The sequence below is a fragment of the Prochlorococcus sp. G4PB17 genome, assembly GCF_059772445.1.
In genome coordinates this window covers 793,722-816,591 of record NZ_CM186288.1, presented here as the reverse complement: position 1 = coordinate 816,591, position 22,870 = coordinate 793,722, and the positions used below count along the sequence as shown (strand labels likewise).

Sequence of the window (22,870 nt, the reverse complement as noted above, 5' to 3'; positions counted from 1 at the left end):
CTACTTCTAACTATTTATAATAATTTAAATTTTGAAGAGGAAACTTTAAGTGGAAATATTAAAGATAGAATATTTATAACTTCTATGTTTGAAAAGATAGAAGGCTTATCATCAACTTTTAGCTAAGATGTCAAAAATTTATTCTATTCAAAATCATTTGAAGAATTTATCTCATTTAAAAATTAATAAGCAGAAAATTAATATAATCGATAATGATCTTGCTAGAAATAATAAGAAGTTCAATCCTAGTAAAGGATGGATGGAAATTAACTCAGAAATAATTGATCCTAGAGAAAAGATTCAACCAAAAATAGAGAATTTGCTTTACTCATATTGTGGTTATGCCAAGAAAGAGATAACTGAAATAGATATTTTTTGGTACAGATCTTTTCTTGAAGATATTGATTTATTAGAGATTGCCAAGGATATTTTTAATAAGGAAGGATCATATAAAAAGTTAACAGTCTCCGATCTTGCCTTTTTTATGGACCTTAATCTGATCTATTCATTTATAGATCAAAGTAAAGGGGCCTTAAAAGTTATCGAGGTTGGAGGAGGTTACGGAAGACTTGCCGAAATTTTTCAGCATACAATACCTGGAAAAATAAAATATTTTTTAATTGATGCAGTACCCATTTCTCTATTTCTGGCTTATGAATATCTAAATATTGCACTACCAAATCATAAAATTGGATCTTTCTATGAAAATCAAAATTTAATGGATCTAGATTTAGATATATATATATTACCTTCATGGCGGAGTGATTTACTACCAAGAGAGTATTTTGATCTTGCTATTAATATACAAAGTATGCAGGAAATGGATAAACATCATATTGATTTTTATATGGAATTATTTGATAAAACATTGATAACAGATGAGGGATTAATCTATTTATGTAATCGTAGAGATCATATTTATAAGGGTAGATGGGACTTCCCGAAAAACTGGGCCTGCCTCCAAAAACAGAAATCACCTAGATCGTGGATAAGAGAGATGCCATCAGAATTATTCGAGAAAAGATCAAGAGACTTTAGCAAGTCACAATTATTAGCCAATAATCTTTATTTAAGATCTTTGAATAGATCAGACGAAAAGCAACTTCAGGAAGCAAAGTTGAGAGGCTTTAACCCCTATTGATTTTGTTATGTTAGTGTTAACTTTTAATTAAAAAAAGAATGATATAAAATCAAATTGATTTAATCATTTATAATTTTAAAGTTATAAATAATTCAATCAGAAAGGATTAGAAGAAAATCTCAATAAAATTTTACTGGGTAATCTTGAAAATTATAATGCATGCTGACTTCTTGGTCTCTTATTTATGGACTTAAGTATAAAGATATATCTATCAATATCAGTCTGTTCGCAGTGGATTGAATGGCACTATATCTAGGGTTATCAGATATAGTGCTCAATTATGCGCGCTTTACTTTGTGTAAGGTGCTTTTAAGGGGTTAGCTTTCAATCTATAACTAGGATATTCAGGAATTTTTGAGCTTCATGGCATGCAGGGGGTCAGCGGTTCAAGTCCGCTTGGCTCCATTAGTTTTTCTCAGTCACAGCAAATGATGTCAGGGATTTTGCGGTAAAGCGTGAATAATATGATATTGCCTGATATGGCTATTATGCGCTCAGTTGTGCTCTCTTTGAATTGCGGAAGGTACTTGTAAGGGGTTGTTTTTAATCTATCTATGTATGGTTTTTATTAACATAAAAGTAATTAATTGCTCAGTTTTTAAAGTTACTAATAAGATCGGTAAATCAAAATCTTATTAATTTATCTAATGAATTAATTAAAACATTTTGATGAGAAGATTTCTTTTAATTCTTTTAGATGAAAAGTTAACCCATTTGCTATTTTTGGATTTCCTATATAGTGAGAATCTCCAACATTGAAAAATAAGATATCATCTACTATTGCACTTTTATTTCTCAAGCATAAGAATGGCTGCCAGAGAAATAGTGGTTCTAGGTAGCACATATTGCTTTCCTCAAGACTTGATAATAACCATTCAAATAGAATAGATAACCTTTTTGAAGTGTTCACTCTAAACTTCTTTTCATCCCAAGCTTGATCCAATCTAATAGGAAAATTAATTAAGTCATCAATTGCTTCAAATTCCTCTTGAAAAAGAGATAATATCAATAGAGAGTGATTTAAATCATTTCTCATTAAACCATTCCAGTAATATACTCCATAATCATTATTTAATTCATTTGAAAAATAAATAAAATCTTTTTTAAGATGTGTAGGTAGATAGTTTATTTTCAGATAGGGGATTTGAAATGGATAATCATTATGAAATGGTTTGATTATATTTCCGAAATTAACTAATTCAAATTTATTAAATTTATCTTGAGGAATTATTTTTTGACCATATATATTTTTATGTTTGGAATGAAATCTATTCATAATGATTTTTTCTTTGATTCCTGATTGATTTTGTGGTCTTAACTTTCCACCAGTAGCATCGATAATAATTTCTGGTTTTGGTATATCCTTCTTGAGTTGGCAAATACTTATTCCTTTTTTATTGATTGCTCTTAATAATGAATACTCTAAATTTCTTATATCAATACCAATATAATTATTTAAGCCAATTTGTTGTAGAATCTTTAGATCTTTTTGTTCCAGAATGGGCTCTAATAAATCTAACTTTATAGAAGTAAGCCATCTTCTTGAAAATGGTTTCAGCTGTTTTGAAGTTAAATCTATTCTAGTTTCATAGATAGAAATATCATTATTAGGGTACAACTTATTCAGCCATAATGCAGTGGCCATACCAATAGGTCCACAACCAAATATTGCTATTTTAGAATCTTGCATAGGTTTAATATTTAGATTAGTACTTTTATTTCTTTTTTCTAATTCCAATAATTCAGATTTCAAGCCCCTAGGTTCATATTTATATTCATAATTTTTTTTCTTTCTGTTATTTCTTATATTTGAAAAATATTGACTATCATAATTTAAGGCATAATTCCAACCTAAAAAGGGATTACTAATATCAACATTTTTTTCAATAAAAAGATCCTTTAAGCATTGCTTAATTAAATCCATTCTCTTTGCTTGTAAAGCTTCTAACTTGACTAATTTAACATCCTGTTTGTTTCACAACAAGTATGTTTTTTTATAAGTTTAATATATACTAGGGTTGTATAAAATTTGAATTAATATCCTATGGATGTTAAGTGGAACTTTTTACTTTCTGAGTTTCGTAGATTAGGTGGAATAGCAGAAAACGTATGTCAAAAGGAAGGCGAATTTGGCAGAGGAATTTTTTCTATTAATCCAAAGCTTGGATCTAGAATTTATACTCCATCCAATCTTTTGGTAAAGAAATCAGATATTTATTTGGAAAATAATAAATTAAGAATAAAAAAAGATAGGGAATATAGTAAAGAAATTAGTGATTTCTTTAACTATTATCAAGACAATTTTTCATGGGGTTATGGTGGTAAAGATATAACAGAGTCTTTTGAAAAAGAATTATATTGTTTACCTTATGATTTAAAGAAATTACTTAAAAAGTATAATTTAATAAATTTAGAAGAACGACATAAAGGTAAATTTACCGAGGTTGTTAAAAATCAGTTTTTAAATGCTAGAGCAGTCAGATTTGGGAATTTTTCTGTTATAGCACCTATTTGGGATCTTGTAAATCATGAAGTTAATGCCTATCCATATGAAAAGTCTTTTTTGGGTCTAAGTACTCCTAAATATAAACCTAAAGCTTCAGAGTTGACCTTTTTTTACGGATTTATGAGTCCTATACAGCGTGTTTTTAATTATGGATTTTTCTGTAAAGAAACCATAGTATTTTCTATGCCCTTTTCTTTGAATATAAATGATTCAGGAATTAAACTTATTTGTAAGGGATTTGATTTGAAGGATGATAAGATAATTTATGAGACTAATGAATCTGAAGTTATTATTAATGGCTTGCCAATTGCAGCTATTAAGAGACCATCATTTATTAAAACTTATTTTGATAAATTATTAGATTTTATTAATGTAGAAGATGTTTATGAGGACCTTTTTTCTAATATAATAAGTTTGAATTATACTAAGCGTAAGGAAATTCTTGATCAATTTAAATTAATTAACAATTACTCATCTTGTAATATAATTAGAGCAATTACTTACGAAATGGATTCTATTTCATAAGTATGGTTTAATGCATACAAACCTTTTATTGACCATGGCCTCACCCTAAGTACATTTTCTATAGATGACATCGCATTTTTATTATCACCATTACGTCTATAAATTATTGCCAAGAAGTAATAAGCCTCAGGAAAATTATTTTTTAGTTCAATAGCTTTTCTAATAGATATTTCTGCTTTTTGATAATTTTCTAAATCTATATAAATGTTACCTAGATTTAAATGGGCATCTGCACAATCAGGCTGAAGTTCTATTGCTTTACGAGTAGATAACTCCGCTTCTTGCGATTTACCAAGATCCATGAATATTTTGCCAAGATTTAAATAAGCGATTGCCAGATTAGGATTTAGTTCAATTGCTTTACGAGTAGCTAATTCTGCACTGTGATAATTTTCTTGATCTATGAGCATTTTTCCCAGATTTAAATGAGAATCTGCACAATCAGGTTTAAGTTCAATTGCTTTACGAGTAGCTAATTCCGCATCTCGAATTTTGCCTAGAATGATTAATATTTTCCCCAGATTTAAATGAGCATTAGCATAGTTAGGTTTAAGTTCAATTGCTTTACGAGTAGCTAATTCTGCAGCATGTAATTTACCAAGATCAGTCAATATTGATCCCAGATTTAAATGAGCATTAGCATAGTTAGGTTTAAGTTCAATTGCTTTACGAGTAGCTAATTCTGCAGCATGCAATTTACCAAGATCAGTCAAAATTGATCCTAGATTTAGATGAGCATTAGCATAGTTAGGTTTAAGTTCAATTGCTTTACGAGTAGCTAACTCTGCTGAATATGGATTACCTTGGTTTTGCAATATTGCACCGTAATTAGAATAAACTCTATGGTCTAAGAATCCTTCATCTATAAATTGTTTATAACATTTTGCTGCTTCTAAAATATTGCCTTCTGAATGAAATTTTAATGCTTGAGTTAATATTTCTTCTTTAGTTATTTTCTTTCTTGTATTTGTTTTGATGTTAATGCTTTCTTTAAAATCTTCTGTAGAAAAAATAACTGGAAATGTTTTCACGTTGTTTAATATCTTTATTTTGATTCACTATCCTTTTCTATATAATAGTTTTTAAATTCATTAATACCTTTTTGACCCGAAAGGCTAATGGGATAACCACACTCCTCTACGACTGAGATAGCGATTTCTTCTGCAAGTAATTCTTTATTAATATTTTTCATCTCTTTTCTTTTCTTAAAAACTTGGTTATTTTCTGCTATTGAAAAGTTCATAGCACTTTCTTTTGAGAGCCCAAAGGCAATAGAATTACAAAATTTCTTTGTGTAGGATTTAGATACTTTCTTGATAAAACTAGATGAATCAAATTCTGAGGCGTAAACTGTCTGTGCCTTAAAAATAAATTTCGTCGTAAAAAAAATAAGACTAAACAAAAATATTCTATAAAAAACTTTTTTTACTATCTTCCTCATGAAATTATCTCAACGATTCTAAATTAGTCAATTTAATACTATCTGGCGAATTATTAAACAAATTTTAACAGCTGATATTCAACCTGTATGCTTATTAAATAACCTTTATAGCTACATTGCTTATAATTGTCTTTTCCTTTTTTCTAGTTTGAATTCTATAAATCAACCTATTCAATATCAACCTATTCAATAGATTGGATAATCTAATTTTTTTACTCCCAGCGTTCTGTCCTCACCTTGAGCAATGATACCTGCTAATGTGTAAATTGATTCAAAAGAAAATGTGATTGGATCGGGTTTCCCCTCTGACTTATTGCAATCTGCATCAATTGCTTATATTCATTATTTAAGCTTCATGTTATGTTTTGGAGCTTTGATTTATGAAAGGATATCATTGAAGCCTGATCCCAACAGGCAAGAAGCTATTTCTATGGTTTTGGCAGATATTGTTTATGGAATAGCTGGAATAGCCCTTTTGATAAGTGGTATCTTTAGGGTTATCAAGTTTGGCCAAGGAGCTGAGTTTTACACTCAAAACCCTATTTTTTGGACAAAAATAGTAGTTTTTGCGCTTGTTGGATCACTATCACTTTATCCAACAATTACATATGTGCTCTGGGCAGTACCTTTAAGTAAAGGGGAACTTCCAAGTGTCACTAAGAATTTAGTTTCTAGATTAAGAGTAATAATTAATATTGAACTGATAGGTTTTGCCTCAATTCCATTGTTGGCAAGCCTGATGGCAAGAGGATTTGGCTTGGCTTGAAAAAATAGGTGAAAACTAACTAATAATCAATTGTTTAGGATTAAAAGTGACTATAATTTAAACCTTTCATCTTAATAAGTAAAAAAGGCTTTTCATAAGATAATATTTGTACAATTTATTTTTTCCTGCTCCCTTTAAAACGCAGGCAAGCCTATTTGAATAACAGCATAAAAGTTATCAGTAATAATTTAAAATTATTCTAATCGTAAACTAATATATTATATTTTAATATATAAATTATAATATATTATTCTTGGTTTTATTTTTGATCTTAGATATAAATATTATTTCTATTTATCTTATTAAAGATTACAATGTAAAACTTAAATTTATCATTTTATTATTGAATAATCTCCTCTTTTACTTTAGGTAGATGATTTAGTAGACCAATTGATTGCTTTGATCTGAATAGTTTAAGTGAAGGAAACCAATAGCAATATTTGTTGTCTACGCCATATCTCCAAGGATGGGATCCACTGACTAATGTTTTGCACTCAACACCAATGGCTCCAGAAAGATTTACAGTTATATTAGCTATAGAAACAACTTCGTCACAGGCTTTAATTAAAGAACATAGAGCATCTAAATTATTGAAAGTATCAATATCTTTTCGTTGATGAATGGTTATATTATATTTAGATTTAATAAAGTTAATTTCATTATCAACATCTCCATATTGAAGACAAACAAAATATAGATTAGGAGAAAATATTCCTAAAATCAGTTGTTCAAGAGTTAATGATTTATCGATTACATTAGCTTTTATTGACTTCCAAGAAATACCTATTATTTTTTTATTTGAGATTCTTTTTAAATCAAATCTTAATTGATCGGTCTTTTCCTTATTTGTCGCTAATTTTAGTGGTTTAGATGTATTGAAACTAGCATGAGAATTTCTAAGGAATTTTGGCAATGTACCCATTGATATATGATAATCATAGTGTTCGGCATCTATGTGGACTCCTCTCTCATAATATTTAATTTGATCTCCAAATGTTCTTTTAAATAGCGGAATAAGTCTTTTGTCTATCTGAAGTATTAGATTGTCAATTTGATCTAGTAAATCAGGAATTAAGGAGCAGAATAAAACTTCATCTCCTAATCCTTGCTCAGGCCATAATAAAAGTCTTCCTCTGCAACCTGGACGCCATTCTGGACGAATTGTATCAAGTTTTTTGCCAATATTTGAACCTTTTTTTGCCCATCTCCAATCGTATTCTTGCCAACCCTCCTTGAATCTTTGCTGTTTTAAATATAAGTGCCCAAGAGTACTATGAGCATCTGCATAGTTAGGATTAATTTTTAAAGCTGTTTTTAGTGACTCTTCTGCTTCTATGTATTGAGAGGTATCTTTTAATATTGCGCCTAGGGTACTGTGAGCTAATGCAAACTTAGGATTTAGCTCAATTGCTTTACGGACAGATATTTCTGCTTCTTTTAAATTATGTTCACGCAAAATAGATCCGAGATTACAATAAGCAGTAGAGTAATAAGGGTTTAATTTAATAGCCTTGCGAATGCATTGTTCTGCATCCTTTAGTCTTCCAAGATCTTTTAAAACAGTCCCAAGATTATTATGAGCCAATGCAAGATTAGGTTTTAATTCAATAGCTTTACGAATAGATTGTTCTGCATCATTGAGTTTCCCTAGATCTTTTAATATTATCCCTAGATTGATATAAGCTTCTACGCTATTTGGATGAGTCTTAATTCCTTTGCGAATCAATTTTTCAGCTTCTAGTAGTTTACCTTCTGAATGTAATTTAAAAGCTTTAGTAATTATCTCTTTTATATTTAATTCATCTTGTGGATTATTGGATATATTAACTTCAGTTTTTATTTCTCCCATAGAGATAGGAATTGTAAATGTAGTAATTTTAGTTTTTTTCTTTTTATCTTTTCTTGATTCTTTCATTCTTTCTTAGGAATAAAGAGACTCTTAAATGATTCTATTTCTAATTGCTTATTATAACGATATATTGAACCTCTAAAAGAAACTGAAGACAGAATAACTGGAAAATTCAACAATAGTTTAAGTAAGGCTTGAAAATGGACATAAATCATAACTAAAAAAAATTCTGCTAATATCAGGTCTTAAAGCTAAAATAATAAATGGCAAGTAAAAAATTTATAATTGCAATCCCAGCAAGGATGGAATCTAAACGACTACCTGGCAAAGTTTTAGAACGCATAGGAGACCAGACAATGATTTCTCGGGTTATAAATACCTGTTGCAATACGCCAAATATTGAAAAAACAATTCTATGTACTGATAATCAAAAAATAGCAAACGAGGGAGATATATTCCCTGTAGAAGTTATTCTTAAGTCTGGTAATTTTACTTCTGGGACTGATAGGATATTTAACTCCATTGATGAGATCCTGTTGAAATTATCTTTGCCTAAGCAGTTCTCTTTAAAAGATATTTATATTATCAATATTCAGGCTGATCAACCTTTTATAAAAAAAGATATTATTTTAAATTTTATAAAACATATCACTATGATGGATAGCCCAGAAATCCTAACTTCTTATTACACTAAAGAATATTCTACAGTTCAAAGTTGTAGAGATGTAGTCAAATTAGTTATTTCATCTAAAAACAAACGTGTTTTATACTTTAGTAGATCAGATATTCCTTTTATATGCTCTAATAACAATAAAAGTAATGAAGAGTTAGTACCTTTAACTGCCAAATGTCATATAGGGGTGTATGCCTACAGACTTGATATTTTAAAAACCTGGGGTTCTCTTCCGAAAAGTAAATTAGAAGAATATGAATCACTAGAGCAATTGAAATGGCTAGATTCTGATATTCCTATCTATGCCTTTGAATATCCTAATGAGGTGATTTCTATTGATAATAAATCTGAATTAGAAAATGTAATAAGTGGTCTTGGGAAAATAATTAATCAAAATTAAAATAGTATGTTCATATTATTTTAAGACCTCTTTTTAAAATACTATGCATAGTAACAAAACCTATTATCTCTCCATTATTAGTTACTCCAAGATTATTTATCGCCTTAGGTAAATTCCTTTCCATTTTGTCTAATGCATCAATTGCTAAAGTTCCTTTGTCTATTATTTTAGGATTTTTAGTATAAATATCTTTAGCTACTATTTTATCCCATTCAGAAGATGGATAAATTGAAAGAGCTCGTCTTAGATCTCCATCAGTAATCAAGCCTACAACCCTTTTGATATCATTTTTTACCCATGCGAAACCCACATTTTCTTTATTTACTAAAGATGAAGTTATCGTGATTATAATTGATTTAATATTGGAGTTATAAGAAACACAAGGAAGATCAGAAAGATTAAACATTATATCATCAACTGTCAATGTTAATCTTTTGCCTATAGAGCCAGCAGGGTGATTTAGTGCAAAAACTTTATCATTTATCCCCCTTGATATAGACCATTGTGCCGCCAAAGCATCACCGATAGCTAAAGATAAAGTTGTACTTGTAGTCGGAGCAAGATCTAACGGGCATGACTCTCTATCAACATAGCAATTAAGATGTATATTTGATATTTTTGATAAAGTCGAATTAGATTCTCCTGTTATTGATATTATCTGTCTTACTTTTTTATTTATATGGGGCAACAGTTCTAGTATTTCTGCTGTTTCTCCACTGTTAGACAAAAATATTGCTGTATCATTACGCATTGCAATACCTAAATCTCCATGAAGAGCATCGGTAGGGTTTAAAAATAACGCTGGAAAACCTAATGAAGTGAAAGTTGAAGCAATCTTTCTCGCAACAATCCCACTTTTACCTACACCTGACAACAATAACTTACCGTGTTTTTCAAATGTTTTATTTAAGGCAATCAGAGCTTGATCGCAAACTTCCTTATTTAAATTTTCAGCAGCTTTACGGATTGCTTGGCTTTCATGCAGAAGACATTCTTTCATTATAAATTTCTTTTCCAAAATAAATTTATCCAATGCGCAAAAAATAAATTAATTTATAGCATAAAAGATCCTGTATGAAAAATATTGTTATATTATATAAAACAATAGAACTGACTAATAATAAAACGATGCAAATCTAAAACTCATGAATTCAATCATTAATTCTTCCTCAAATTAGCATAATAAATAATCTTATTTTTTTATAATTTGAATATAAATAATGTACTGAATTTGCTAAGGTTTTAATAAAGCTTAAAGGAAAAGAAAGACTCTGAAATATATGAACAGTGGAAATTGTATAATAATATGCTATCTTAAAATAAACTTGAGAAAATGTTTGATATAAGGACCAAATTAAAACTCTCCGATTTTGAAATTTCTAATACATCTTCTTTTGTATTAATTGGCGGAATAAATGTCATAGAAACTCAAGATATTGTTTTTTCTGTAGCATCTCATTTGAAAAATGTATGTGATAAATTACAAATACCACTTATATTTAAGGCTTCATACGATAAAGCTAATCGTTCATCATTTCATTCATATAGAGGACCAGGTATTAATAAAGGTTTAGAAATTTTAAAAGAAGTAAAACAAACTTTTAATATTCCCATATTAACTGATGTTCATTCACCAGAAGAAGCCTATCTTGCTGCCAAGATTTGTGATGTTATTCAATTACCTGCTTTTTTAGGAAGACAAACTGATCTTATCTCAGCGATGGCATCAACTAATGCGATAATAAATATTAAGAAGCCGCAATTTATGAGTCCTTACCAAATGGTTAATTTAGTTAAAAAATTTATTGAGAGCGGTAATAACAAACTTATAATATGTGAAAGGGGTTCTGTCTTTGGTTATGATAATTTAATAGTAGATATGCTCGGGTTTGGTGTGATAAAAAAGATCTGCAATGATATTCCAATCATATTTGACGTTACCCATTCATTACAATGTAGAGATAAAGAAGCAACCGAGTCAGGAGGCAGAAGAGCCCAACTATTTGAATTGGCAAAGGCTGCTACTTCTTTAGGTTTATCAGGTCTCTTTCTTGAAACACATCCAGATCCTGATACTGCAAAGTGTGATGGACCTAGTGCTTTACCATTGAAAGATGTAGAACTAGTTCTAAAGCAATTAAAGGATTTGGATACATTAATTAAATCATTCCAAAAGATAAATATCATTTAATTGTATATTTAAATTTTGAAGATAGTTTTAAAAATGTATTTGAAGATTCTTCAAAGAAATTATATTTACTTTTAAAATATCTATAAATTCTATGATAGCATTTATAAATGCCTGATTCTCTAATTCCTATATTTATTGGCTATGACTATAGAGAAAGAGCTGCAACTAATGTTTTAATAGATAGTCTGTATCAGAAAAGTTCCGCACCACTTTCAATCACACCATTAGTAAACGCTCAACTAATTAAAAAAAAGTATTATTTTCGAAATAGAGACCCTAAGCAATCTACAGATTTTTCATTCACCCGCTTCTTAGTTCCTTTCTTAATGGATTTTAATGGATGGGCTATTTTCATGGATTGCGACATGCTATGTAAAAGTGACATTAAACGTTTGTGGGATCTCAAAGACGATAAATATTCGGTCATGTGTGTGAAACATGAACACAATCCATCCGAAAATTTTAAATTTCAAGGAGAAGTGCAGACAGCCTATCCTAAAAAAAATTGGAGCTCATTAATACTCTTCAATTGTGCTGCATGCACACACCTTTCGATTGAATATGTAAATTCTGCTTCGGGATTGGATTTACATCGTTTCAATTGGCTAGATGATGAAAAAAAAATTGGTGAGATCCACAGCAGCTGGAATCACCTTATTTTAGATAAGAAGACACCCAATTCTTCTATTGATATTTGTCATTGGACTCTAGGCGGGCCTTGGTTTAAGGAACAACGCGAGCCTTTAGGTATTCTTGATAGTGAATGGTTCAAGGCTAGAGATGATTCAATTGAGCTTTGGGATTGAGAAAAGGATACTGTGCTCAAAGAAGAACTTTAAAAGAAGATTTAATTTTTCACTAATTTTTCATGAGCTTACGTTAATAGCTATTTATCACAATTAATAGCAAAAACCAGTTCTAGATTTATCTTGTTGATCTATTGAGTTTGTAAATGAATATGCTTATAAAGCTAAAGATAAAAAAACTATAAGTTAATAATCCTAGAAAAGGAACTGAAATAGTTTAACTTTAGGAACTTCAAAGTTATCATAATTAATGTTCACATGTTATAAGATGATTTATGTCTAAGACTCTTGAAAATCCTGTTTTATAGCCTTGTTCAAAATGAGAGAATTTATTTTTGTAAGCTCAATGAACCAAAGACTATATTTAGATTATGGAGAACGATTTATAAGGGAATTTCTTCAAAATAAAAGCAATGAAATTTTTTTAAATATTGTTTTCGAGGATGGTATTCCTAATGGCTTGGCTCTCCTTCCAGGACTAAACTGTTTAGAAATAAAGGATTCCAACCATCCAAGATTTAAAAGTTTATTTGGCAAATTATATGAAGCAAACGGCTATAAGCTATTGCAACAGAAGCTGCCTAATGGAAAGATTGAGACTAAGCTTTTCCATGACTTCCGGTTTGATGCTATTCGCTTTTCTTTTAAAATTTTTTCCTTGATTCTGTCGAAAAAGAAAGATAAAAGTTCACTACCTTTTGCCTGGATAGATGCAGATGTTAGGTGTCTGAAAAACTTTTCATCGCAGGATATTTATCCTTTTATGCCAGAGAGAAATCAACTCATGAGCTACTTAGGACGAGATAATTTCCCTTCCCCCTATCCTTATTCTGAGACAGGATTTCTAGGCTTTAATTCGGAACATCCACAAATAGATCCATTCCTAAGAAGAATGGAAGATATGTATCTGACCGGAGAATTTTTCACACAAAAACAATGGACTGACTCATGGTTATGGGATTATGTTAGGCAGGAGTACGAGCAAAAAGGTCTTCTCTTCAAAAACATTTCAGGAGAATTTTCGCATACTGATCACCCATTTATTAATACTGGGCTAGGTCAGTTTTTTGATCATTTAAAAGGACCTAAAAGGAAAAAATTGGGGGCATCATTTGCCAAAGATTATATCGAAAAGAATGAATCGAGTGAAAGATAGAATTTTTAACTTTTTAACAATTACTTAAATATAAACATATCTAAATAAGACGTTTTAAATAAAATACTTTATTTTTAAAGATAGTAATGATAATTTTGAAATCGCTAATTTTCATACTTCTATATGATCTGAACTAAATCAGTAGAAGCATTCATTAATCACCTCTTGATTACAATATATCTTTTAATTATTCGAACAAAATCAATATTTTGCTTCTCATGATTATTTAAGCAAAATATTTAAGACTTATTTCAAACATAACAGATAAAAGTTGTTCTGCTGCCATTAATTTCTCCTATGATATCAATCTGTGAAAAATACCTATTGAGTGCTTTATTAAATAGGCTTTTTGTATAAGCATCCTTTTTAACCCTTCCAATCATATTTGTCCATTTAATCGCTTTCTGATCAGTTTCATCAGGAAATTCTATAATTGCACATTTACGAGTTAATCGGCGAATCTTTTTTACAATATCATTAAGGTCTCCAAAATTTTCAGTTCGATGATAAATATGATGAATAAGTCCCATCAAAATAACAACATCAGCTTTTTCCTCTACTTGCTCAAATTTTTTACAAATAAATGTAATTTTAGATTTCACCTCTAATAATTTTGTGATTTTTCTGCATATATCTATATAGTCATTATTATAATCAATTCCTATAACTTCAGGGACTCTAAATTCCAAAGAAGAAGTAAAAGAATGCATCCCTAAATTGGAACCTAAATCAAGAACAGATGATATTCTAAATTTATTGCAACAGTGATTCAGTGCTGTTTTAACAATATCATATTTTTTCTTAGAGCTCCATAATCCAGATCCTCCTTTATCTATAGGCAATACGATATTATTTATAATTTTATATGACTGGTATCCATTAACTGTGATTTGATCTTTTTCCTTTTTTACAATTTGAACATCAGCGGGCTCATGCAAAAAGTCATTGTTCTTTTCAAGTCTAGAAATGCACCAATCCTTAATATAATTCCAACCTTCTTGTGTCTTAAGGTCTGAATTTAGAATATGACTTTGAATCCCACTAAGATAAGAGCCATTGAGTAATTTAGCTGCAAATGCCGCTATCTTTTTAAGATCATTGCTACTACAGACTTGGCTTATTGAGGGCAATGGATCTTTAAAACGTTTACCTAAAGCTATATAGTTGAGATGTAAAAGTAACTGACATTGCGCAAAGAGGTTATTAAAAAAGAGAAGATTCTGTCTCCTTTCTTTTATATTTGGAACTTCTAGTGGATTAATAAATAGAAATCCATTCCCCCCAAAATCAACTAATAAAAGTTCTTCATTATTATACATATAGTTAATATGTCTATCGAACCCATGATCCCAATAAATAAGGTTGATTTTAATTAATTCAATTTGCAAGTCGCATAGATCGATCAAGAAATTTAAATACTTATAAGGACTAGTATTAACTTCTTGAAGAGGTAAATAAGGTCTTACTAAAATTTGATCATCAATTATATCTGGATAAATAAGATTAGACTTGGTGGACTCTAATTCTAAAATTACTTGTTTAGTTACATCCAAATACTGCTTGGCATATTGTTTAAGCACTTTACACACAAAAAGATTATCATCTTTGATTGCTTTAAAAGTAACTCCATCTTTTCCAGATCCAAGTATCTCTAATCCTCTAAAACCGTACTTGTCTAATACCTTTGAGTTATCGGTAAAAGAGCTTATTCCGTTTATCTTTCTAGCTTCCTCAAAAGAATCCATATTAATAAGATGATTGACAGATTTACTTCTTTGTTTATTTAATGATATAGGTTTAATTGATTTTAATCTATGATTTTTAGTTAATTTTGAATTTAGTTAATGTTATCTGTTCTTAAATAATGATTTCTAATATAAACAAACTTTACACCCCTACATATATAACCAAAATAAAAAATAACTACTTCATTGTTGATTGTTGGCATCATAGGATATTATATTCGGCAAATATGAATAAATGGAGAGTTTTAGATCAGGAAATTTCTGGTCCACACTCCATAGTTTCTAATGGTGAGATATATATTGCGGAAGACACAGGGAAAAATGCAATTAGAATCTACAGAGAAATTCATGGTAAGGGTTTATGCTTGAAACAAATAATCACTTCTATAGGTATACGTCCTCACAGATCAATCTATTGCTCTAAAACCGATACTTTCTACATCATTTCTTCTCTAGATCAAACAATATTTTCTTTAGGTTATAATCAAGGAAAGGTATTTATAAAAAGCGCCCAATTAATTCCAGAGCTTCAAGGTCAATATTGTCGTTCAATAACTATTTGGGGTGACTTGATTTACTTTATTGGTAATTATAAAATTGTTATATATAAATTGTGTAGGAATAGCTTAACTTTTATATCAACTATTAACTTAAATCGCTTATATATTCGACCCAATGATCTGTATTTTTTCTCTAATCAATCAGCAATCCTTACATGTACACCAAAAAAAGCTTTTCTATTCAAAAATTTATCAGAAATAGAGAATGGAACTGCGACTGATATATCTTCAGAATTCTTAGGCACTCCATATTATCTATCATATTTCGATGACAAAATTTGGATCCCAGAGATAAATCAATATTCTCGAATTTGTAGTTTTGATATTGTCAAAGATAAAATATCATTTCCTAGCAGAAAAGTTTATTTTAATTCAGGGCCTCCATCTCCTCCATCAATATTAAGAAAAAATGAATACCCACTTTAGCTTGTATACTAAGCGATTATTTTTGTGATAGAATTTAATTTACTTAAAAGTTATAAATAAAATAAATTTTAGCTATTCTTCCTTTCTTATATAAATTGACTAATTAAATTGTAAAAATCTTAATCTATTGTTATGAAGATTTAACTGTTAAAAATAATTTAATATATTTTTTTAATTGTCGCAGAAGCAACAAATTCCGCCTTTTCACGAACCCTTGGAGGGCCGTGGTTTAAGGAGCAAAGGGAGCCTCTATCTATTCTTGATAGTGAATGGTTCAAGGCTAGAGATGATTCAATTGAGCTTTGGGATTGAGAAAAGGATACTTACTGTGCTCAAAGAAGAACTTGTATAAGAAGATTTGGCTAGAAGGGTGACTGCGATGGCAATGGACTCGAACAAGGAATGCAAAAAAAAATATGTACAGCTTGTTAAAAATAAAAACTTGGTATAAATTTGTGTGGATTAATATAAAATGTAAATCTTTAAGAGATTAAATATGGTTCAGAAGGATAATTTACATGGCTTATTTGATGAAACTCATTATACTTCAATATTTGGAAAATCATACATAGCAGAAATTGGAGATATAAGATGCATTTATACAGTAAATAATGGGAAGATTGTTACTGGTCCAGGGGCAAGTTTTGGTGGCATCTCTTTCTCTAATAAATTGATCAAACCTCCAAGATTTAATAAATTGCGAGTTTCTTTTATTGAGTTAAAGGAATATCTATTTACAAAACACAAAGATATATCATCAATTACTATTAGACTCGCCCCAGATATTTATTATCCATTAGAATTATCTTCTGCATTAAGATCTTCCCTTGAACTTTCAGGCGCAATATCTGTAGGTGAAGTTAATTATATTATTAGTAAAAATAGTTTGAAACCTAAATCTAGTGTTTTAAGAAATAGTAAGAAAGCATTTCGAGCTGGCTATATAATAAAACCAATTAATGCAAGTCAATGTTTTGATTTTCTAGCTAAGGTTAAAAGAGATAAAGGATATAAATTTGGGTATACAAAAGAAAAATTAATTAGACAAGTAGAAAGATTTCCTGAAAAGGTTTTCCTAAGTGGTAGCTTTTGCTCTGAAGAGATACTTCGTACTGCAATAATAGAAGTAAGACTTAATAATATATCGTTGCTTGTTTCATGGGATCAAGATGAATTCTCTAGGCAGTATTCAGCTATAGATCAACTACTTTTGAATAGAATAGAAAATGGATTTAAGCTTAATATGAACTATATTGACTTGGGCACAGTAACAATTGCTAGGGAGATTAATGAAGGTTTAATCAGACATAAAGAAAACTTCGGAGCCTTTCCAGTACTTAGAAATACATTTGTCTTTAGGCCATAAGTGGAAAAATTATTTATAGCTACCTCATTCGATAAGAGATCTAATTTAATACAAAGAATTACAGATTTAGGGATAGTTGAAAATGTGATTACGACTAAAAAAGAACTTTGCAAATTGAAAAGTAAAAATATTCTTTTACTTTCATGGAAATATATATTATCGGAGAAAATACTTTCTAATCAAAAACTTGTATTGAACCTGCATAATTCACTTCTTCCTAAATATAGAGGAAGGCATGCATTTACATGGGCAATGATTAATGGTGAAAAAAAATCAGGTTTTACATTGCATAAAGTTATAAGAGAAATAGATGCAGGTCCTATATATGGCCAATGTGAGGTTGAAATAGATGATAATGATGATATTAATAATCTATTTGCTAAGGCTCATTTGGTCGTTGAAGAATGGTTGCCTAATATTCTTTTAAGAGTTTTATCTAATAAGATTAAACCTGTACATCAAGATAGTACTAAAGCAACTTATTTCCATAAAAGAACATTATGTGATATGGAATTGAATATTAATTCGTCTAGCTTAGATGTTTATAATTTCATAAGAGCACATACTCCTCCTTACACTAAAGGTGCTTATATTGTACTTGAAAAAAGAAAAGTTTTTCTTAAGTCTGTAAGGAACATTAATCCGCTTAATAATTCCCATGATAAAAATATTTTTATTGAAAATAATAGATTAATACTTAACTGCAAAGATGCACAAGTCACTATAGAAATTTCTGAAGTTGATTAAATGTTATTTAGTATTTATCAAATTATTGATCTGCTAGTTCTTTTAATCTACTTGTTTTAAGGCATTATAATTGTCTAATTAGATTTGATTATTTATATTTTCAGCTTGGTTTAGAATATTCAATCTATCGTCTAATGCTTTTAAAAATATCTTACTTTTATCAAGAGTTTTCATGAAATTATTTGTTTTCTTTTTATAATCTTCGAGCAATATGGAATCATTGATTAAGTTTATAACAAGAGATTCGAGATCCCTTTCTTCACTTTTTATTGTTTCTGGCAATCTATAATTAATTAAAGATCCTAGATACTTATCTTTCTTTGTAATAACCGGTATTTTTTTAGCCATAAGTTCTAAAACCGAATATCCAGAGTGAAGTGGAAAAGTATCTACACCAAGATCAAGACAGTGACTAAAAATATTTACGTTTACAGTTCCCAAAACAATCGCTCTACCTTCTTTAATGTATCTCTTTAATCTTTTATTTACAGTATCCTGATTATTAGGCCCCGCTAGAAGTATCTTAATTCGTTCATCTTTATTTAGTAATCTGCAAAGAAATTCAAGGAAGGGTTCTGTATATTTCTCCATTCGGTTAAATGCTCCAATCACAAAATCATGCTTTTTAATTCCTAATTTAGCTTTGGCTTGTTCAACTAATTTAAAATCAATATTAGGAGCCAAAATATCAAGACTAATCCATACTGGAATATCAAAAAAGTCTTTCTTTGATCTTCCTTCATGTTTTGAATCTATATCTGTCATTAAACCTATAGAGTCATACCAAGGTAGATTATAAAAAGTTTGTGATAAATAAATAGTAGGAATTTTTGAGTTTAAAATAGCCAATACAGAGGGTAAATCAAATACAGATTCTGTTAAAATAACCTTAGGTTCAGCTAATTTGAGAATTTCGATTACTGATATTAAATTCACTTCTAAATTTGCTTTAAATAGTACACTTATCTTAAGTTTCGTATATTTTTTCTTTAAACCCATGAATTGTTCATCTGAACTCCAAAGTACAATTATCCAAACATTTTCGCCACGTGAAAGTAAAGCTTCTGCATAGGTGTAAATTGATTTGCCAGGTGCATATACCCCATTCGCTGTAGCCCTTCTGCAAATAAATACGTAATCTTTACCTATTGGAATACTGTCTAGTAAGGCAGAAAATTTTGTCCCTTTTTTATTAACCCATCTTTGGAAAGGTATTGCAATGTTGGAATAAATCTGGTTTTGAACATCAATATAATTATTCTTTGAAAGTGTATAGCAGAAAAGATAAAAATTACTGGCAAATCTTGTACCGTTGTTTAGATCAAAATAAGGAAGGAATTCATCAAATTTTACAATTATTTGGTCTTTTATTGATTGAAAAGATTGATTTCTTTTGTGTGACCTAAAGTACCGACTTAAAATTTCACCAACTTTCTGCGCATCGGTAGACGTTATGTGAGCTTCTTTTGAAATATCTAACATTTCTTTTATATCAGTTTCCAATGAATAGACCATTTTCTTCTGAATTTATTTGTTTTAAATTCTAACCCTTTTGAGCGCCTCTATAAGGAGTAGTTGGACAGCAAAAGTGTCATAGGTGACTTACATTTTTTTGAACACTTACTACCTATTTTTGTATAAACTCTCATCGCATCTTGACCAGTTCGCGGTTTCGGAGTCTTCTGCAAAGTTTCCAGTAAATTATTATGTCGGCTGTTTATGTCTTTAAGAGTTGTGCTTCTCCGATCGGACTTGCTTTCAAGGTAGGAATGAATCCTTCAAAGCTTGCTAATTTTCAGAGCTTGAATCGACCTGATTTATGGGTGCAAATAGCAGTTTTTGCCTCATTTAGAGATAGATTTCTCTCGTATACAAGCCGTTTTAAGTCCTCTATTGTCTTCAAAATCTGGGTCTGATTGGCTGCTTTCCACTCAATATCCAACATGCAAGTCGATTTTTGATTACTTGGCCCTAAACCTTCCTGAATCCTCATCGTTATTTGGTTTTCCTCTCATCCCTCGGGCGCAGAAGTGAACACGGCGAAGAAAATCAGCATCTTTCTCCGAGTTTTTAAATTATGCGCATGTTAGCAATATTTAGCCATATCTGCTCCATAGCAAGCTATGGAGCAGATCTTAGTGTAATTACTGTAATCTCCTGGTATCACATGGGTTTGACTACGCTCCCTGCTGGATTCGAACCAGCGGCCCACTGCTTAGAAGGCAGTTGCTCTATCCAGCTGAGCTAAGGGAGCCAGAGGAGATCTTCAAGGGAAAACGATAATGATGCTTTGCCTTGAAAAATCAACTCTTCAAGATTACATACTGACATAGCTCGCAACAAGCAGAATTAAGGAGACCAACAACTGATTGGCTAAAATTTTTTTGAAAAGGACTCTTCACAAATGATATGTGCATAAAATTTGTGCTCTAAGAAATGAGTTTTTGTAAATCTTTTAGTGATATTTGACTATTTTGTTGAGCATCTGATTTTTATGTGAGTTTTTTGTAGGTTGAGACTTTTTTTAACTACTTCTGTTGTTTAGGTCTTATCTTGGAAAAGTAGAAACGATAGAAATGATTTCAAGAAGGTTGACAAAGAATCAAAGAGCCGAAATTCTCGAGGCATATAGGGCTGGAGAAAATACTAATGTCATAGCTGAAAAATATAGTTGTACTTCTAATACTGTAAATAGAACAGTTAAAAACTTATTATCAGATAGTGAATATATACTTTTAAAGGAAAAAAGATCAAAAATTAGCAATAAAAATGGTGGAATGGTTGTTAATTCAACGATAAAAGATCAAAAAGTAGATGTAGAACAAAAAAAATCTTTAAATTCAACAAAGGATAGTATAACTCAAAATGATTTAACGGAAAAATTAAACGAAGATTATTACAGTAACGAGAATAACAATATAGATTCTTTAGCGGTTGAAGATGAAGATAATTTCTCATTAGATAATCATGATTATAAAAAACAAGATATAAATAAAAGTAATCAAAATGAAGAAAACAAAATAGAAATAATAGCCCCTTTAATTTCTGGCTTTGATTTTGATGAAGAGAGAAAAATATCAGATTTTGAGGTTCTTAATTATGAAAGTCTTCCTGAAAGTGTTTATATGATTGTGGATAAAAAAGTTGAACTTGAGTTACAACCTATTTCTGCTTTGCCTGAATGGAGCTTCTTACCTGAAAATGAATTACAAAGAAATGCGATTTTATTATTTGCTAATCAGCGAACTGCTAAGAGAAGTTGTTCAAAAAATCAAAGAGTTATTAAAATACCAAATACAGGTATTTTTAAAATTTCTAAACCATATTTAATTTCAAAAGGTATTACAAGGTTAATTCTTGAAGATTCAATAATTGCTTTAGATGATTAGGCTTATAAAATTTATTTTTAATCATTATTTTTAATCATCATTACTGAAGTTAAACCTCCAGTAATTATTCCTAAAGTAAATGAACTACCAATCAAGAAACCAATTGGAAGAGCTACAGTTTTATTTATGAAAAGATCTAAACTATATCTTTTTTCTAGGTTTTGGGACCCAAGGCAGAGAAAGAAAATTAATAATATTGCACTAGCAATATTAAGAGTTAAAAGTTGAAGTCTAAAAAACATTAACGAAAACTTTTATTGATATATACTTTTAATTAGCTTTAAGCGAAAAAGTTTATTTGTCAAGTCTCTTATGTAATTTGGAATAAAGCCATTTTTTTTCAAAACCTGTTTCTTCTGCAACTTTTCTTGCTGCGATATTAGATCTCTCTCCTTGCTTTATTAATATATTTAGTTTATTTAATGCTTCTAATTCACTTATTTTGTTCTTTTGCTTATTATTATTTCCTCCCAGAACAATTGTAAATTCTCCCTTTGGCTTGTTGATAATAAAATATGCTAGTACCTTTTCTATCGTATTTCCAATTGATTCTTCGTATCTTTTTGTAAGTTCTCTAGCGACTTGAATAGGTCGGTCTTTCCCACATGCAATTGATAAATCTTCTAACAGTTTTATTAACTGATGGGGCGATTCATAGATTATTGTCGTTCTGTTTTCTTTCGCAATATCTTCTAGACGTTTTTTCCTAATATTTAGTTTTTTGGGAAGAAATCCTTCAAAGCAAAATCTTTGAGAAGGTAAGCCACTTATTACTAATGCTGTTGTCGCTGCGCAGGGACCAGGTATACAAATCACATTATGGCTCTTTGACTTCGCAGCATAAACAAGCTCTTCGCCAGGGTCATTGATCCCTGGTAAACCAGCATCACTAATAAGAGCAATACTCCCATTGTCTTTTAAAATTTCTAATAATTGAGATTGCCGACTTTTGAAATTATGTTTGTGATAACTAAGAAGAGGTACATTAGAGTCTATTGTTTTCAATAGTTTTCCACTTCTTCGAGTATCTTCGCAGGCTATGAGTGATACATTATTTAAAATGTTTTTTGCCCTAGGAGACAGATCACCTAAGTTTCCAATTGGGGTCCCAACTATATAAAGAGTCCCTGGGCAAGGTTCAGATTTTTCTTGTTGAGATTGGTGATTATTACTTGAATCCATT

Annotated in this window: 20 protein-coding genes and 1 tRNA gene; 11 read left to right on the top strand and 10 right to left on the bottom strand. The window is 29.9% G+C overall.

Features of this window, described 5'->3' with window-relative positions; all coding sequences use genetic code 11:
* Positions 1–127: 127 nt before the first annotated feature.
* Positions 128–1,141, top strand: a complete 1,014-nt coding sequence (locus AC6EJB_RS05075) for a putative sugar O-methyltransferase (RefSeq protein WP_498492666.1) — start codon at positions 128–130, stop codon at positions 1,139–1,141.
* A gap of 652 nt (positions 1,142–1,793) precedes the next feature.
* Here AC6EJB_RS05075 and AC6EJB_RS05070 read toward each other — a convergent pair.
* Positions 1,794–3,065 (bottom strand): hypothetical protein, encoded by a 1,272-nt coding sequence (locus tag AC6EJB_RS05070; RefSeq protein WP_498492664.1) that lies wholly within the window; start codon positions 3,063–3,065, stop codon positions 1,794–1,796.
* Positions 3,066–3,335: 270 nt separating this feature from the next.
* Here AC6EJB_RS05070 and AC6EJB_RS05065 point away from each other — a divergent pair, with 270 nt between their 5' ends.
* Positions 3,336–4,172 carry a hypothetical protein gene (locus tag AC6EJB_RS05065; RefSeq protein ID WP_498492663.1) on the top strand — a complete coding sequence of 279 codons (837 nt, stop codon included), beginning with the start codon at positions 3,336–3,338 and terminating at the stop codon, positions 4,170–4,172.
* Here AC6EJB_RS05065 and AC6EJB_RS05060 read toward each other — a convergent pair.
* Together AC6EJB_RS05060 and AC6EJB_RS05055 are read right to left on the bottom strand one after the other, a co-directional pair.
* Entirely contained in the window at positions 4,148–5,203 is a 1,056-nt protein-coding gene (locus AC6EJB_RS05060) for a tetratricopeptide repeat protein (RefSeq protein ID WP_498492662.1), read from the bottom strand. The genes AC6EJB_RS05065 and AC6EJB_RS05060 overlap by 25 nt on opposite strands.
* Positions 5,204–5,217: 14 nt before the next feature.
* A complete protein-coding gene (locus AC6EJB_RS05055) occupies positions 5,218–5,574 on the bottom strand; it encodes a hypothetical protein (RefSeq protein WP_498492660.1) in 357 nt (118 codons plus the stop codon).
* A gap of 322 nt (positions 5,575–5,896) precedes the next feature.
* On the opposite strand from AC6EJB_RS05055, the gene AC6EJB_RS05050 reads away from it, so the two are divergent.
* Positions 5,897–6,379: a DUF2214 family protein gene (locus AC6EJB_RS05050; RefSeq protein WP_498492658.1), complete on the top strand. Its 483-nt coding sequence runs from the start codon at positions 5,897–5,899 to the stop codon at positions 6,377–6,379.
* A 340-nt stretch (positions 6,380–6,719) separates the two neighbouring features.
* On the opposite strand, the gene AC6EJB_RS05045 is transcribed toward AC6EJB_RS05050, so the two are convergent.
* On the bottom strand, positions 6,720–8,294 hold the full coding sequence (locus AC6EJB_RS05045) for a tetratricopeptide repeat protein (RefSeq protein ID WP_498492656.1): 1,575 nt from the start codon (positions 8,292–8,294) through the stop codon (positions 6,720–6,722).
* Between the two features lie 197 nt (positions 8,295–8,491).
* On the opposite strand from AC6EJB_RS05045, the gene kdsB reads away from it, so the two are divergent.
* The gene (gene kdsB, locus AC6EJB_RS05040; RefSeq protein ID WP_498492654.1) at positions 8,492–9,301 is read left to right on the top strand and encodes a 3-deoxy-manno-octulosonate cytidylyltransferase; all 810 of its coding nucleotides are present in this window, start codon (positions 8,492–8,494) and stop codon (positions 9,299–9,301) included.
* A 10-nt stretch (positions 9,302–9,311) separates the two neighbouring features.
* Here the strand turns inward: kdsB and AC6EJB_RS05035 are convergent, their stop codons facing one another.
* Positions 9,312–10,301, bottom strand: coding sequence for a KpsF/GutQ family sugar-phosphate isomerase (locus AC6EJB_RS05035; protein WP_498492652.1), 990 nt, complete (start codon positions 10,299–10,301; stop codon positions 9,312–9,314).
* A gap of 333 nt (positions 10,302–10,634) precedes the next feature.
* Between AC6EJB_RS05035 and kdsA the strand changes: the two genes are divergently transcribed.
* From kdsA to AC6EJB_RS05020, 3 genes are all read left to right on the top strand, one after another.
* Positions 10,635–11,492, top strand: a complete 858-nt coding sequence (kdsA, locus tag AC6EJB_RS05030; protein ID WP_498492650.1) for a 3-deoxy-8-phosphooctulonate synthase — start codon at positions 10,635–10,637, stop codon at positions 11,490–11,492.
* 107 nt (positions 11,493–11,599) lie between these two features.
* A complete protein-coding gene (locus AC6EJB_RS05025) occupies positions 11,600–12,298 on the top strand; it encodes a glycosyltransferase (RefSeq protein WP_498492649.1) in 699 nt (232 codons plus the stop codon).
* 346 nt (positions 12,299–12,644) lie between these two features.
* A complete protein-coding gene (locus AC6EJB_RS05020; protein WP_498492647.1) occupies positions 12,645–13,454 on the top strand; it encodes a hypothetical protein in 810 nt (269 codons plus the stop codon).
* A gap of 251 nt (positions 13,455–13,705) precedes the next feature.
* On the opposite strand, the gene AC6EJB_RS05015 is transcribed toward AC6EJB_RS05020, so the two are convergent.
* Positions 13,706–15,199: a class I SAM-dependent methyltransferase gene (locus AC6EJB_RS05015; RefSeq protein WP_498492645.1), complete on the bottom strand. Its 1,494-nt coding sequence runs from the start codon at positions 15,197–15,199 to the stop codon at positions 13,706–13,708.
* A 227-nt stretch (positions 15,200–15,426) separates the two neighbouring features.
* Here AC6EJB_RS05015 and AC6EJB_RS05010 point away from each other — a divergent pair, with 227 nt between their 5' ends.
* From AC6EJB_RS05010 to AC6EJB_RS05000, 3 genes are all read left to right on the top strand, one after another.
* Entirely contained in the window at positions 15,427–16,185 is a 759-nt protein-coding gene (locus AC6EJB_RS05010) for a hypothetical protein (protein ID WP_498492643.1), read from the top strand.
* A gap of 496 nt (positions 16,186–16,681) precedes the next feature.
* Complete coding sequence (locus tag AC6EJB_RS05005; protein ID WP_498492641.1) at positions 16,682–17,551, top strand: hypothetical protein; 870 nt, start codon at positions 16,682–16,684, stop codon at positions 17,549–17,551.
* The gene (locus AC6EJB_RS05000) at positions 17,552–18,298 is read left to right on the top strand and encodes a methionyl-tRNA formyltransferase (RefSeq protein WP_498492639.1); all 747 of its coding nucleotides are present in this window, start codon (positions 17,552–17,554) and stop codon (positions 18,296–18,298) included. It begins immediately after the preceding gene.
* A gap of 78 nt (positions 18,299–18,376) precedes the next feature.
* On the opposite strand, the gene AC6EJB_RS04995 is transcribed toward AC6EJB_RS05000, so the two are convergent.
* Positions 18,377–19,813, bottom strand: a complete 1,437-nt coding sequence (locus AC6EJB_RS04995; protein WP_498492637.1) for a glycosyltransferase family protein — start codon at positions 19,811–19,813, stop codon at positions 18,377–18,379.
* 665 nt (positions 19,814–20,478) lie between these two features.
* Positions 20,479–20,552: transfer RNA gene (locus tag AC6EJB_RS04990), tRNA-Arg, on the bottom strand.
* Positions 20,553–20,874: 322 nt separating this feature from the next.
* Between AC6EJB_RS04990 and AC6EJB_RS04985 the strand changes: the two genes are divergently transcribed.
* A complete protein-coding gene (locus tag AC6EJB_RS04985; protein ID WP_498492635.1) occupies positions 20,875–21,687 on the top strand; it encodes a helix-turn-helix domain-containing protein in 813 nt (270 codons plus the stop codon).
* Between the two features lie 17 nt (positions 21,688–21,704).
* Here the strand turns inward: AC6EJB_RS04985 and AC6EJB_RS04980 are convergent, their stop codons facing one another.
* Positions 21,705–21,929, bottom strand: coding sequence for a hypothetical protein (locus AC6EJB_RS04980; RefSeq protein WP_498492633.1), 225 nt, complete (start codon positions 21,927–21,929; stop codon positions 21,705–21,707).
* A 52-nt stretch (positions 21,930–21,981) separates the two neighbouring features.
* Entirely contained in the window at positions 21,982–22,869 is an 888-nt protein-coding gene (gene rsmI / locus AC6EJB_RS04975) for a 16S rRNA (cytidine(1402)-2'-O)-methyltransferase (protein ID WP_498492631.1), read from the bottom strand.
* Position 22,870: the final 1 nt, after the last annotated feature.

What these genes read in the sequence shown, in the direction of transcription:
- AC6EJB_RS05075 (WP_498492666.1), top strand. Translation starts at nt 128, where the DNA reads ATGTCAAAAATTTATTCTATTCAAAATCATTTGAAGAATTTATCTCAT.
- AC6EJB_RS05070 (WP_498492664.1), bottom strand. Translation starts at nt 3,065, where the DNA reads ATGGATTTAATTAAGCAATGCTTAAAGGATCTTTTTATTGAAAAAAAT.
- AC6EJB_RS05045 (WP_498492656.1), bottom strand. Translation starts at nt 8,294, where the DNA reads ATGAAAGAATCAAGAAAAGATAAAAAGAAAAAAACTAAAATTACTACA.
- kdsB (WP_498492654.1), top strand. Translation starts at nt 8,492, where the DNA reads ATGGCAAGTAAAAAATTTATAATTGCAATCCCAGCAAGGATGGAATCT.
- AC6EJB_RS05035 (WP_498492652.1), bottom strand. Translation starts at nt 10,301, where the DNA reads ATGAAAGAATGTCTTCTGCATGAAAGCCAAGCAATCCGTAAAGCTGCT.
- kdsA (WP_498492650.1), top strand. Translation starts at nt 10,635, where the DNA reads ATGTTTGATATAAGGACCAAATTAAAACTCTCCGATTTTGAAATTTCT.
- AC6EJB_RS05025 (WP_498492649.1), top strand. Translation starts at nt 11,600, where the DNA reads ATGCCTGATTCTCTAATTCCTATATTTATTGGCTATGACTATAGAGAA.
- AC6EJB_RS05020 (WP_498492647.1), top strand. Translation starts at nt 12,645, where the DNA reads ATGAACCAAAGACTATATTTAGATTATGGAGAACGATTTATAAGGGAA.
- AC6EJB_RS05015 (WP_498492645.1), bottom strand. Translation starts at nt 15,199, where the DNA reads ATGGATTCTTTTGAGGAAGCTAGAAAGATAAACGGAATAAGCTCTTTT.
- AC6EJB_RS05010 (WP_498492643.1), top strand. Translation starts at nt 15,427, where the DNA reads ATGAATAAATGGAGAGTTTTAGATCAGGAAATTTCTGGTCCACACTCC.
- AC6EJB_RS05005 (WP_498492641.1), top strand. Translation starts at nt 16,682, where the DNA reads ATGGTTCAGAAGGATAATTTACATGGCTTATTTGATGAAACTCATTAT.
- AC6EJB_RS04995 (WP_498492637.1), bottom strand. Translation starts at nt 19,813, where the DNA reads ATGGTCTATTCATTGGAAACTGATATAAAAGAAATGTTAGATATTTCA.
- AC6EJB_RS04985 (WP_498492635.1), top strand. Translation starts at nt 20,875, where the DNA reads ATGATTTCAAGAAGGTTGACAAAGAATCAAAGAGCCGAAATTCTCGAG.
- AC6EJB_RS04980 (WP_498492633.1), bottom strand. Translation starts at nt 21,929, where the DNA reads ATGTTTTTTAGACTTCAACTTTTAACTCTTAATATTGCTAGTGCAATA.
- rsmI (WP_498492631.1), bottom strand. Translation starts at nt 22,869, where the DNA reads ATGGATTCAAGTAATAATCACCAATCTCAACAAGAAAAATCTGAACCT.